Here is a 12559-nt window from a genome sequence, read left to right as displayed (position 1 = left end):
CAGCTAAGGCTTGGAATTGATCTTGGCGCCGGCGAATCACGCACGGCGCGCATTTTCGCATTGTGCGCGGGGGATGGGATGAGGCTACGCAGTGCGCGCCAGGCTTGGCACGACAGTTTTTATCAGGTGGGTAGGTGCACGCTGGAGGCGCTGGTAGACAGGGCCATGTGGGGGCGGGTGCAGTTTACCGAGCTGGATCGGTCATTGGAACAGATTGAACACCAGGTGCTGGCGGGGAAGTTTCAGCATGCGATTTCTGGCCTGCCGGTACCGTTGCAGCGTTTCGGGCATCACCTGTATGCGCCTGAGGTCTGTACGCGAGAATCAAACCTGTGGCTGGAGACTGCCCATGAGCTGGTCTGGCTGAGCTGGGGCAAGCGTGACCAGTTGAGCGAAGAGAAGCAGCAAGCGGCCTATTGGGTGGCGCGGGGAGTGCTGTTTCGGTACCGGCGCATGGTGCAGGGCGGAATGGGCAATCCGGATCCGCTGGAAGCGCCGCGACTGTTTCGTGCCTGGCTGCAGGAGCAGCACAGTGTCACGTTGGATCGGCGCAACTGGAGCCGTGAGTGGGGCTGGATTGTGCAGGAGCTGTTTCGGGTTTGTGATCGGCTGGATTGGCAGGCTCTAAGGCCGGTGGCTGAGGTACTGCTCGAAGAATCAGGTATGGCGACAGCCGCTTGAAGGCCATAGGATGCTGATGTCAATTTGATTCTATGGAGTGGAGTGCATATGAGTATCGATTCGTGCCGGCGGCAAGCTCAACAAATCCAAGAAACCATTACCCGGTTGCAACAACAAAAAGCGAAGGAATCTTCTAAAGCGGCGACGGCCAGTATGAAATCGTTAGATGCAAAAGCTGCAGCCGGACGAACAAAAACACTGTCAACCATCAAGTTGAAGCTCAACGAAGCGCAGCGCTATGCCAATGACGAAGCTAAAGCTCAGAAAGAAATGGGAAAGCTAGAAGAGAAAATCGGAGCTGAGCAAAAGAAACTGATTGCGGCACAAAAGCGCTTGGGTCAAGAAGAAGATCGCGAGCACAAAAAGAAAGTCGCGGAGCAGAAGCGCATGGCGCAAGCTCATGAACGCCAAATGAAAGAAATTAACAGCGGCCTCACAAGACATGAGCGGCTGCACACTGAAACAGCTGCTCAGATTGAAATGTTGAGGGCTTTACCGGAGGAGATCGTCGTCGCGTTCTTCGCCACGGATCCCGCAAAAGATTCCGGCAGTCGCCTGTTACTGGATGAAGAGGTCCGATCCATCCAGCAAAAAATCAGACTTTCTGATCATCGTGATTCTGTAAAGCTGGAATCAAGATGGGCTTTGCGTCCGGGCGATATTCTTCAGCATTTGAATGAACTAAAGCCTACCGTCGTGCACTTCAGTGGACACGGTTCTGAGCAAGATGAGCTAGTGCTCCAAGATGATTTAGGGAATGCAAAATTTGTCGCGGTGGAAGGTCTTGCTAAAGCTTTCGCATTGTTTGCTGACTCAGTGAGGCTGGTGTTTTTCAACACCTGCTCGTCTTACAATCAAGCACTTGCATGCTCGGAGCATATACAAGCAGCAATCGGGATGAATACTTCAATTGGCGACGAAGCAGCAAGAATCTTCTCGGCTCAGTTTTATTCTGCAATTGGCTTTGGTCACTCTATTCGCGCTGCATTCGATCAAGCTAAAGCTGCGCTGCTGCTTGAGGGAATTCCTGAGGATTCAACACCAGAAATATATTTCAAAGACGGGGTGAACGAAGAGGATTTGGTACTGGTCAAGCCCAAAGCTTGACCCCTTGTGCCACTTCCGGCACAGTAATTCCATTGTGCGAAGTTGCGCACCGAACACAGAAACCCGGCCAAGTGCCGGGTTTTTTCGTTTCTGGATAGCGGTACCGCAGTCAGGGCGGCCTTCGGGATAACCTGGACACTCTCGGCCGGCGGTGGGGTGGTCACAGAAAACACCGGCAGCTCGCGCAGTCCTTGGCTCCTTGGATACCTCGGGACGGGTGCGTTGATACTCTGGCGAGACCGATGCAGATGGGTGTCGGCGCTAGGCTTCATGTGGCGGACAGGGCGGAAAGACGCCCAACAGATTGATAGGGCCTCGCAGGTATGCGGGGCCTTTGTGTTTCTGGCCTCGTCGTGAGACGCGCCAAGGCAACGCCGGGAGGCGTAGCCGCTGCATCGTCGGGAGACGACGCACCAACCGCCGGGTTCGCCCGGCCTCATTTACAGAAGCCCGCCGCGTGCGGGCTTTGTTGCATCTGGAGGCTGCCATGCATGACGCCCCAGCGAGGAGTTCCAGCATGAGCCAGGCTGCCCAGGACACCGTTGTCGCAGCCGCCAAGGCCGCACCTGCCATTGGTGTAGCTGCCACTGGCGCGACCGGCGCGATCGACTGGTCGGCGGTGGCCTACATGCTGACTGCGCTGTATATGGTCCTGCAGATCCTGCTGCTGGCGCCTAAGTACCGGGAAATGTTCCGCGACCTGCGCTATGGCAAGGACAAGCGGAAATGAGCCTGAAGCAGCGGATTATCGTTGGCGCGCTGACCGGCGCCCTGGGCATTGCGGGTGCTGTTGTGACCTGGTTCGAGGGTCGCTCCCTGGTCACATACCTGGATCCGGTGGGCATTCCCACAATCTGCGATGGCATCACGAGCGGCGTGCAGCTGGGCCAGGCCGCCACCGAAGCGGAGTGCGATGCCTTGCTGGCTGAAGAGTTGGGCAAAGCCATGGGCGCGGTTGATCGTCTGGCGGTCCATGAGCAGCCGGATACCCGCCGGGCCGCGCTGGCCAGCTTCGTTTACAACGTGGGCGCCGGTGCATTTGCCCGGTCAACGCTTCTGCGTCTGCTCAATGCTGGTGACGCGGCCGGGGCATGCGCTGAACTGAGCCGCTGGGTGTATGCCGGAGGGAAGCAGCTGTCTGGCCTGGTCAAGCGCCGAGCTACTGAGCGTGAGCTGTGCGAGGTGGGGCTGTGAGCCAGTTAGATCCGCGCAAGGCCAAGACGCTGGACGAGGCTTCTCGCAATCCATGCGGCACCTATGACGGCGTTCGAGCGCTGTCGTGGCTGTCCGAAGCGCTGAATCCGGGCGCTGGGCTGACCGAAAGCGAAGTTCGGGCAATTGCGGAAGAGGTGAAGCATAAGCAGAAGGTGAGGCAGCCATGATCCGCTTCCTGCTGATTACCTGCACTCTGTTGATGCTCGCTCTTTACGGCCTTTACGACGCCTACGGCGACAAAGCCGCCGCGCTGGCCCAAGCCCAGGCCGACCATCAGCAGGAAACGACCCGCGCTGACGGCCTGGCCAACACTCTGCGCCTGCAGCGTGAACTGGCGAACAAGGCCGAAGACCTCGACACCCATCACACCCGAGAACTGACCGATGCCAAGGCCGAAAACGACCGCCAGCGCTCTGCTGTTGCTGCTGGCAGCCAGCGGCTGCGCGTCAACGCAACCTGCCCCGCAGTGCCCGACGCCGCCGGCGCCGCCCGCCTGGATGATGCAGGCGCCGCCGAACTCACTCCAAACGCTGGACAGGATTATCACGCCCTCCGCGACGAGCTCGCCCTGAGCCGGCAGATGATCCTGGGGCTGCAGGAGTACGTGACTGGGATCTGCCTGCTATGACCGTCAAGAAGCTGGAAGTCCCGCCCGTTGCTGTCACCGAGAGCATGCTGGAAATGGCGTGCTCGCTGCGTGAGGCCGCCGACGCCATCGAAAAGGGCGGCATTCGGGCGATTGCCTTTTGCTCGGTGGAGTCCGGCCCCGACATGTTCGTCACTCGCTCATATGCGGCCATGTCCGGTTGCATCACTCTGACTGGCGGGGTTTACCGCCTGCTGCAAGAGGTCAGCGAGGCATGACAGCTAAAAAACCTCGCGCCACGCGCTACGACTGGACCGCCGTCGAGCGTGACTACCGCACTGGCCAATACAGTAACCGCGAGCTGGCACGTATCCATGGGCCTTCCGAAGGGGCGATCCGCAAGCGCGCAGCCGATGGCGGCTGGACGCGCGATTTGTCCGAGCAGATTCGCCAGCGGGTGCGGGAGAAGACTGGCCGCGCTATTGCGCAAGAGATCGTTCAGGCCGAGACCGATGCGGAAGTCGTCGAGCAGGCGGCCGAGGTCGGCGCCGGTATTGTGCGTGGCCACCAGCAGTTGCTGCGCAAGGCCAAGACCCTGGCCGAAACCCTGATGGATCAGCTGGAGACTCAGCTGTCCCGGGGAACGATCACGGTTCAGCTCAAGAGTGGTGACACGGCTGAAATCGACACGCCGCTGGACTACGCCGGCAAGACGTTGGGCAATGCGACCATGGCGCTGGAGCGCACGATCCGCCTGGAACGCCAGGCCTACGGATTGGACGACGAAGGGGCCGGCAAGACCGCAGGTAAGTCGCTGGATGAGCTGCTGGCCGAGGTAGCAGAAGAGTGAGCGCCCGCGCCGTCATGGTTGCCATTGGTGACCGATATCTGAGGATGCACCGAGACGGCACGCTCACAGACAAGAAGGACTTGATCAAGGCGCTGGGCAATAAGTGGTACCGGCTCAATGCGCTGTACAAGATCAAGGACAAGAACGGCAAGGTCCGTCTGTTCCGGCCCAACAAGCAGCAGCGGCAGCGGTTCATTGAGGGCCATTGCCGAAACGTCATCCTCAAGGCCCGGCAGTTGGGCTTTACGACGTTTGAGATGATCGACGCCCTGGACGACTGCCTGTTCACCGCCAACTTTGCAGCAGGCTGTATCGCCCACACGCTGATCGATGCGCAGGACATCTTCAGGAACAAGATCAAGTTTGCCTATGACCAGCTGCGCCAGTCGGCCGCCTGGGGGGCGATCTTCAAGCTGATCAATATGCGCCTGCCGGGTACCAGCAATGACAAGGGCGACGCCTACGTCTTCGACAACGGGTCGAGCATCAAGGTATCGACCAGCTACCGGGGCGGGACACTGCAGCGACTGCACGTCAGTGAGTTCGGCAAGATCTGCCGCAAGTACCCTGAGAAGGCGAAGGAGATCGTCACCGGCGCATTCGAAGCGGTCGGCCTTGGTAATCAGGTGACGCTGGAGAGTACGGCGGAAGGGCGGCAAGGCTACTTCTTCGACTACTGCCAGCAGGCGCAGAAGCTGCTCGATAGCGGCAAAGAGCCCACTGAAATGGACTGGCAGTTCCACTTCTTCCCTTGGTGGGATGAGCCGGGCTACCAACTAAATCCGGCCGGCGTTTCTATCCCGAGCTGGCTATACGACTACTTCAGCGAGCTGGAGGCCAGGCACGGCGTGACGCTGTCGCCGGCACAGCAAGCCTGGTACGCAAAGAAGGCGGAGACGCTCAAGGACGACATGAAGCGGGAGTACCCGTCGACCCCGGACGAGGCATTCGCCCAGTCTGTCGAAGGCGCGTACTACATGCAGCAGATGCGCTTCCTGCGCAAGAATGGCCGCATCACTTCCCGCGTGAAGTACAACCCGGCGCTGCCAGTGATTACCGCGTGGGACTTGGGCATGAGCGACGCGATGTCGATCACGTTCGCCCAAGTCGTGGGCCGCGAAGTCCATGTGATCGACTACCTGGAGCACAGCGGCGAAGGCATCAGCTATTACGCCGAGCAGCTGAGAAAGAAGGGCTACAACTACGGCGGCCATTACGGGCCGCACGACCTGGCCGTTCGCGAGCTGGGTACCGGCAAGTCGCGGATCGAAACCGCCGCGCAGTACGGCATCCGCTTCGAGATCGTTCCGCGCATCAGCAATCACGCCGAAGGCATCGAGGCGGTACGGCAGTTTCTGCCCATGTGCTGGTTCGCTGAAAACGAGGCGGCCGAAGAGGATGTGGTCGGCGTTGATCGGCTGGTCGACTGCCTGGACAACTACCGCAAGGACTGGGACGAGAGGCTGGGCGTCTACCGCGAAACCCCCCGGCATGACTGGGCGTCGCACGGCGCCAAGGCCTTCGAAACGCTGGCCCGCTGTGGCCTGTTCGAGCGCGCCACGGGAACAGTCAGCACCCCGCAAGCACCCAACAGCGCCCGTGGGCGCCGCAACTGGAACGCACACACATGAGCACGACCACCATCACCCTCGAGCGCGCGCAGGTGGCGAACTTTATCGCCTCGAAGCTGGCCGTGCTGGCCGTGCCGTCGCCAAGCGTGCGCGCCGATATCGGGCCTGTACAGGTTGACAACGAGCTGCTGGTCGAGCACTTCGAAGAGCACCCGGCCATTCGGTTCCGCTTTGAGCTGCCGGGCGGATTTGGTGCGGAGGTCCGCGTGAAGCTGGCCGAGTTTGCCGCAGGGCCCACTGCATACATGCGTGACCTGTTGGAGAACCTGCAGGGCATCCGCCATGCCGCGATTCAGCGCCGTGCCGGCCGCATGGCTGAGGTATCGGCCGTCTACGCACAAATGAATGGTGGCGCGCATGTCTAACCTCGGACTGATGGGCTTCAAGCCGGCATCGACGCTGGTAGCCGAAGAGGCCGCCGAGCAGCAGCGCCAGGACGAGATTCGCCGCATGCAGTCAGTGGAAAGCTCGCTGGCTGCACATATCCGCCGCGGCTTCGAGGCCGCCAAGACCGCCAAGCAGCCCATCGAGCAGCGCCTGCTGGATTGTGCACGCCGCCAGAAGGGCGTCTACGACGAGGCGAAGCTGCGCGCCATTCGCGAAGAGGGCGGCAGCGAGTTGTACCCGAAGATCACCACCACCAAGTGCCGCGCGGCGGCTGCGTGGATTCGCGACATTCTGATGCCGGCCAGTGGTCGCCCGTGGGGCCTGGACCCAACGCCAGTTGCTGACATTCCGCCGGAATACCTGCACATGTTCATGCAGCAGCTCGGTGAGGCCGCCCAGGGCAAGAGCCAGCAGGATATCGAGGAGCTGATCCGCCGCGAGGCACAGACCCGGGCGCGGGATATCGCGGATCGGCACGAAGAGGTTATTGATGACCAACTGACTGAAGGTGGCTGGCAGGAAGCGCTCGAGTCATTCATCGATGACTTTGTGACCTATCCGGCCGCCCTGATGCGCGGTCCACTGCTGCAGCGAGTGACTGAACTGGCTTGGATGGAAGGCTGGCAGATGACTGAGGTCGAGTCGATCAAGCCGCAGTTTGCCCGAGTGTCGCCGTTTGATATCTACCCGTCGCCCGACTCCACCGATATCGACGACGGCGCCTTCCTGATCGAGCGCGAGCGCTATACCCGCTCGATGCTTAACCGCCTGCGTGGCGTGCCCGGCTACAGCGAAGATGCACTCCAGGAGGTGCTGACCGAGCACGGCCGTGGCGGCCTGCGCGAGTGGCTGGCCACCGACTCAGAGCGCGCCCGCCTCGAGGATCGCCAAAGCGATTGGCTGAACAACCAAGGCGAGACCATCGAAGGCCTGCACTACTGGGGCAGCGCCCAAGGCTTGATGCTGCTGCAGTGGGGCATGACGCCCGAGCAGATCGACGACCCGCTGGCCGAGTACGAAATCGACGCCATCCTGATTGGTCGTAACGTCATTCGTTGCGTGATCAACCGCAGCCCGATGGGCGAGCGGCCTTATCACAAGGCCAGTTTTCAACTGGTGCCGGGCAGCTTCTGGGGGCTCGGCATTCCTGAGCTGATGGCTGACATTCAGGACATGTGCTGCGCCGTGGCCCGTGCCCAGGCCAACAACATGGCGTTCGCCAGCGGCCCGCAGATCGAAATCAACATAGATCGCCTGGCCCCGGAAGAGAACCCGAACGAAATATTCCCAATGAAGCGTTGGCGGACCAAGTCCGACCGCACCAACACCAGCAGCCCGCAGCCGGCCATTCGTTTCTTCCAGCCGGACAGTCGCGCCGGCGAGCTGATGCAGGTGTACAGCCAGTGGGAGCAGCGTGCTGACGACGCCACCAACATTCCGCGCTACGCCTACGGCAGCGACAAGGCGCGCGGCGCCGGGGCCACCATGGGCGGGCTGTCGATGCTGATGGAGTCGGCGAACAAGGGCATCAAGGACGCTATTCGGCACATTGACCGAGGCGTGACGCGCCGGGTGATCAACGCGCTGTGGCTGTTCAACATGCGCTACAGCAACGATATGTCGATCAAAGGCGATTGCCGGGTGGTGCCGCGCGGTGCCAGCGCGATGCTGCTGCGCGAACAAACCCAGCAGGCTCGCCAGCAGTTCCTGGCCGCCGTCACCAACCCGACCGACATGGAAATTATCGGTGTGGATGGTCGCGCCAAGCTGCTGCGCAGTATCGCTGACCAGCTCGATATGCCCGGGCTTATCCCAGATGACGATGCGATCAAGGCGCGCATGGAGCAGCAGGGCAAGCAGCAGGCTGAGCAACAACAGCAGATGGCCCAGATCGAGGCGGGCAAGGTGCAAGCCGAGACCGCCCAGAAACACGCAAGCGCCGAGAAGGCGCAGGCGGAAACCCAGCAGATCATGCTGGAGATACAGGCCCTTCTGGGCAGATTGCAGATGATGGGAGTGCAGGATGGAGTTGTCGCAGGAGGAATACCGGGTGCTGGCCCGGCTGGAGTCCACCAACAGCCCGGACTGGCAAGCCCTCAAGGCCCTGTTGGCCCGCCGCAGGGAATCTGAGCGCACCGACCTTGAGTCAGTCACCGCCCTCGAGGTCGTTTACCGGCTGCAGGGGCGGGCGACAGCCTGGGGCGACCTGCTGGACGCCATCGGTCGCAGTCGTGAGTTGGTCCGCAACACGTAGTCCGCATAACAAAGCCGCCCACTGAGGCGGTTTTTTTATGGGCGACTGCTCGCCAGGCACGGCCAAGCCGTGGCGAATCCAGAGCCCACTTGTGAACCCCGGCAACCGGCCGGCTCACCCATGATCGGAGAAGATCGCAAATGCTGCCACGCAACGTGCAAGACCAGATTGATACTGCCAAATCCCTGCAGGACCAGCTGAACAAGCCGGTCGAGGAACAGAACCCCGCCACTGAGGCGGCTCTGGAAACCCAGCAGGATCCGGAGCTTCAATCGCCCGCGCAACCCGCCGCCCTCGAGCCGCAGCCAGAAACCCGGGATGCCTCCTACTGGCGTCACCGCTTCGACGTGCTGCAAGGCAAGTACAACGCCGAGGTTCCGGCACTGCGCAAGGAAATCGCCACGCTTACCGAGCAGTTGGCTGCCGCTGGCACGCCATCGGGAGAGTCTGCCGCGCAGCGCGCACAGAGCGCTGTGGCTGACCTGTCCGCGGCTGAGATCGAAGAGTACGGCCCGGAGCTGGTCAACCTGATTCAGCGTGTCGTCGGCAAGGCTGTCGGCGGCACAGAGCAGGGCGACCTGAAGGAAATCAAGAGCGAGCTGGGTCAGTTGCGCGAAGAGCGTCAGCAGGATGCTGTCGCGCGCTTCTGGTCCGAACTTGAGATCCAGGTTCCGAATTTCCGCAAGGTCAACGCCGATTCCGGCTTCCATGCCTGGCTGGCCGAGGTGGATCCGCTCAGCGGCCAGGCCCGCCAGCAGCTTCTGGTTGCCGCGCAGCAAGCACTCGACCCCTACCGGGTCTCTGCGATCTTCAAGTCGTTCGCCAAGCCGGCGAGCGCAAAACCTACCACCCCCACCATCCCGGCGGATCAGGTCCAGCCGCGCCAGACCAAAGCCGCTGTGCCCGAAAGCCAGCAGCGCACCTGGTCGCGCACGGAGATTGGGGCTTTCTACCGGGACAAGGCCTCGGGCCGCTACAGCGCTGAAGAAGCTGCAGCCATCGAGGCCGACATTTTTCTAGCCCAGGCTCAGGGCCGCATCCACTAAAGGACGCCCTGTAACGCCGAGAGGCGTCACGTTTCAGGAGATTCATCATGGCTGGTCCGACTCGCGCCGCTGGCGTGCCCAACTACAGCTCCGGCAGCACTGCCGGCTTCATTCCCGAAATCTGGTCCGGCAAGCTGGTGGAGAAGCTGTACGCGTCCACCTGCTTCGGCGAGATCGCCAACACCGACTACGAAGGCGAGATCAAGAACAAGGGCGATACCGTCCAGATCCGCACCGTCCCATCGATCACCATCCGTGACTACGAGATCGGTGGCACCCTCAACTATGAGCGCCCGACCAGCGACAAGGTCGAGCTGCAGATCGACAAGGCCAAGTACTTTGCCTTCGAGGTCAATGACGTTGACGCCTACCAGGCCGACATCAAGCTCATGGACGAGTTCTCGAACGACGGCGGCGAGCAGATGAAAATCGCCATCGACACCGACATCATGGCGCGCCACTACGCCGATGTTGATGCCAAGAACGCCGGCGCTACTGCCGGTGCGAAGTCCGAAGGCATCAACCTGGGCGCGGCCGGTGCACCGGTTGCCGTCACCAAGGACAACGTGCTCGACCTCATCGTCGACTGCGCCACTGTCCTGGATGAGCAGAACGTGCCCGAGACCGGGCGCTGGATCATCCTGCCGGCCTGGATGTCCGGCATGCTGAAGAAGTCGGACTTGCGCGACGCGGGCATCATGGGCGACTCCCAGTCCGTGTTCCGCAACGGCAAGCTGGGCGTCCTCGACCGCTTCACCGTCTATGGCAGCAACAACCTGTCGGTGGTGACCGACGCCACTGCGTCGAAGAAGGCCACCAACATCATGTTCGGCCACAAGAAGGCGCTGACCTTCGCCAGCCAGATGACCCAGATGGAGACCCTGCCCAACCCGCAGGACTTCGGCAAGCTGGTGCGCGGCCTGAACGTCTACGGCTCGAAGGTCATCGACCCGAAAGCCATCGGCCATCTGTACGCCGCCCGCGGCTAATTCCGCCCCTTGAGCAGAGCCCTCCATGTGAGGGCTTTGCCGTTTCTGGAGAACACTATGGAACTTCATGAACTGATCGAAGCGGTGAAGGCTGCAAAGGACAAGGGCGAGCTTGAAACCCTGGTAAAGCGCGAGCTCGGCATCGATCTGGATCGCCGCAAGAGCCTGGAAGTCCTGCGTCAAAGCGTGCTGGCCGGGCTGGGTGTGGATTCTGCGGACAGCGAGAGCGCCCCAGTTGAAGACAAGACCGGGCCGATGACCCTCAAGGACGAATCGAAGGGTGGCGCGACCGAGTCGGAAACCATTGAGCCCGAGGAGGTGCTCGCCCCAGTGACTGCCGCCGAAGCAGGCGCTCCGGAGGCTGAAATTGTTGAGCCTGGATTGACCATGCCGGAAATCGGTGATGAGCCCGTCGACGAAGAACCCGCCCCGTCACAGCGACTGCTGCGCAATAAAAAGACCGGCCGCGTGTTCGTCTGGACACCTGCCCTGGCCAAGTTGGCCGATCTCGTCGAGGTCTGAACCATGGCGATTACCACGGCGGGCGAGGTGCTTCGCAGGGCCAAATTGATCCTGCAAGAGGTCACCCAGAACGGTACGCGCTGGACCAATGAGGAGTTGCTGGGCTGGCTGAACGAAAGCTACCAGGCCATCGTTGCCCTGAAACCGGATGCCAGTTCGGTCAACAAGGAAGTTGCCTGCGTCCTGGGCACTAAGCAGGTCGTTCCCGCTGACGGCCATCGCCTGCTCGACGTGGTGAGAAACACTGCGGCTGGTTCAAACGGCTACAGCGTAATGAAGACCAGTCGCAACGCGCTGGACGCCACTCGTCGAGGCTGGCACGGCGAAACCCCAAGCGTGACGATCGAGCAGTTCGTGTTCGACGATCATGACCCTCGGCACTTCTATGTGTACCCGCCGGCCACTGCTACCGCCAAGCTGGAGATCATCTATTCGAGCGTCCCGCAGCCGCACGCCAATGCGCAGGCAGCCGTAGATGCGACGGAAGTTATCCGGCTGGGCGATTCATTCGCGCCGGCCATCGTCGATTACATCCTGTTCCGGGCCTATAGCAAGGACGCAGAGCACGCGGCCAATCTGAATCGCGCCCAGATGCACAACGGAGCCTTCATCACGGCATTGGGGGCCGATTCCCAGGCGGGCGTGCTGTACAGCCCGAACCAGGATCTGCGCGCCAGGGGTGAGCCGGCATGACGCTCAATGAGATGGCCGATACCTTGATCATCGAAGTGCCTGGCTGCCCGTTGTCGACCATCCGCGACATGCTGCGCTGGGCGCAGCGCGAGCTATGCACCGAAGGGAATGCCTGGATCGTCAGCGACGGTCCTGTGGTGATCGGGGCGAATACACCATTCGCCGAAGTGGATGTTCCTTCTGGGGCGGAAACGCTGCGGATCGTGCGCCTGCTGCAGGATGGGCGAGAACTGAAGCCTGGCCTTGATTACCGTCAGACTGGGAGCAATAGCGTGGAGTTTCTGCGCTCTGTCCCGCAAAGCGTCACGTTGCTTGGAGCAATTGCCTGTCGTCCCGTTCATGGAAAGGACATGCCGGCCGAACTGCTGAGTCGCTGGGCTGAAGCGTTGCTTGACGGGGCGCGCTCGCGCCTTTTGAGGTTGCCGCAGCCCTGGCGTGATGTGCAGCTGGCTGAGCACAGCCGACTCAAGTTTCTCGATCACCAGGCATACGCGCGAGCCCAGGCCGCGGACGGCAATCAATCCGGCAGCGTCAGGATGCAAGTCCGCCGGTTCACGTAGCACCTGAAACCCCAAACCTTTGAATCTTGCACGTCAGC

General features: G+C 61.3%; 16 protein-coding genes. All 16 read left to right on the top strand.

Annotation, left to right across the window (positions count from 1 at the left end):
- The first annotated feature begins 78 nt into the window (after positions 1-78).
- The 16 genes from ACTV8E_RS05995 (at position 79) to ACTV8E_RS05920 (ending at position 12521) form a co-directional block, all read left to right on the top strand.
- Positions 79-681, top strand: a complete 603-nt coding sequence (locus ACTV8E_RS05995; protein ID WP_443198863.1) for a hypothetical protein — start codon at positions 79-81, stop codon at positions 679-681.
- A 48-nt stretch (positions 682-729) separates the two neighbouring features.
- Positions 730-1788, top strand: coding sequence for a hypothetical protein (locus ACTV8E_RS05990; protein WP_443198862.1), 1059 nt, complete (start codon positions 730-732; stop codon positions 1786-1788).
- 517 nt (positions 1789-2305) lie between these two features.
- Positions 2306-2518 (top strand): hypothetical protein, encoded by a 213-nt coding sequence (locus ACTV8E_RS05985; protein WP_443198861.1) that lies wholly within the window; start codon positions 2306-2308, stop codon positions 2516-2518.
- Entirely contained in the window at positions 2515-2982 is a 468-nt protein-coding gene (locus tag ACTV8E_RS05980) for a lysozyme (protein ID WP_443198860.1), read from the top strand. Before ACTV8E_RS05985 ends, ACTV8E_RS05980 begins: the two co-directional genes overlap by 4 nt.
- Positions 2979-3170, top strand: a complete 192-nt coding sequence (locus tag ACTV8E_RS05975; RefSeq protein ID WP_443198859.1) for a hypothetical protein — start codon at positions 2979-2981, stop codon at positions 3168-3170. Before ACTV8E_RS05980 ends, ACTV8E_RS05975 begins: the two co-directional genes overlap by 4 nt.
- Positions 3167-3631 carry a lysis protein gene (locus ACTV8E_RS05970; RefSeq protein WP_443198858.1) on the top strand — a complete coding sequence of 155 codons (465 nt, stop codon included), beginning with the start codon at positions 3167-3169 and terminating at the stop codon, positions 3629-3631. Before ACTV8E_RS05975 ends, ACTV8E_RS05970 begins: the two co-directional genes overlap by 4 nt.
- Positions 3628-3867 carry a hypothetical protein gene (locus ACTV8E_RS05965; protein ID WP_443198857.1) on the top strand — a complete coding sequence of 80 codons (240 nt, stop codon included), beginning with the start codon at positions 3628-3630 and terminating at the stop codon, positions 3865-3867. The genes ACTV8E_RS05970 and ACTV8E_RS05965 overlap by 4 nt, the downstream gene beginning before the upstream one ends.
- The gene (locus ACTV8E_RS05960) at positions 3864-4439 is read left to right on the top strand and encodes a hypothetical protein (protein ID WP_443198856.1); all 576 of its coding nucleotides are present in this window, start codon (positions 3864-3866) and stop codon (positions 4437-4439) included. The genes ACTV8E_RS05965 and ACTV8E_RS05960 overlap by 4 nt, the downstream gene beginning before the upstream one ends.
- A 44-nt stretch (positions 4440-4483) precedes the next feature.
- On the top strand, positions 4484-6070 hold the full coding sequence (locus tag ACTV8E_RS05955) for a terminase (RefSeq protein WP_443198977.1): 1587 nt from the start codon (positions 4484-4486) through the stop codon (positions 6068-6070).
- A complete protein-coding gene (locus tag ACTV8E_RS05950) occupies positions 6067-6435 on the top strand; it encodes a hypothetical protein (protein WP_443198855.1) in 369 nt (122 codons plus the stop codon). Before ACTV8E_RS05955 ends, ACTV8E_RS05950 begins: the two co-directional genes overlap by 4 nt.
- Positions 6428-8587 carry a portal protein gene (locus ACTV8E_RS05945; RefSeq protein ID WP_443198854.1) on the top strand — a complete coding sequence of 720 codons (2160 nt, stop codon included), beginning with the start codon at positions 6428-6430 and terminating at the stop codon, positions 8585-8587. The genes ACTV8E_RS05950 and ACTV8E_RS05945 overlap by 8 nt, the downstream gene beginning before the upstream one ends.
- 264 nt (positions 8588-8851) lie before the next feature.
- Positions 8852-9757, top strand: a complete 906-nt coding sequence (locus ACTV8E_RS05940) for a hypothetical protein (RefSeq protein WP_443198853.1) — start codon at positions 8852-8854, stop codon at positions 9755-9757.
- 47 nt (positions 9758-9804) lie between these two features.
- Positions 9805-10746, top strand: a complete 942-nt coding sequence (locus ACTV8E_RS05935) for a phage major capsid protein (protein ID WP_443198852.1) — start codon at positions 9805-9807, stop codon at positions 10744-10746.
- A 57-nt stretch (positions 10747-10803) separates the two neighbouring features.
- Complete coding sequence (locus ACTV8E_RS05930) at positions 10804-11268, top strand: hypothetical protein (protein WP_443198851.1); 465 nt, start codon at positions 10804-10806, stop codon at positions 11266-11268.
- A gap of 3 nt (positions 11269-11271) precedes the next feature.
- Positions 11272-11961 (top strand): phage adaptor protein, encoded by a 690-nt coding sequence (locus tag ACTV8E_RS05925; RefSeq protein ID WP_443198850.1) that lies wholly within the window; start codon positions 11272-11274, stop codon positions 11959-11961.
- A gap of 11 nt (positions 11962-11972) precedes the next feature.
- Complete coding sequence (locus tag ACTV8E_RS05920; RefSeq protein WP_443198849.1) at positions 11973-12521, top strand: hypothetical protein; 549 nt, start codon at positions 11973-11975, stop codon at positions 12519-12521.
- Positions 12522-12559 lie beyond the last annotated feature (38 nt).

The sequence above is a fragment of the Pseudomonas sp. B392_1p genome (genome assembly GCF_052245235.1).
Taxonomy (GTDB): Bacteria; Pseudomonadota; Gammaproteobacteria; order Pseudomonadales; family Pseudomonadaceae; genus Serpens; species Serpens gallinarum.
This window is presented reverse-complemented; position numbering and strand designations above follow the sequence as displayed.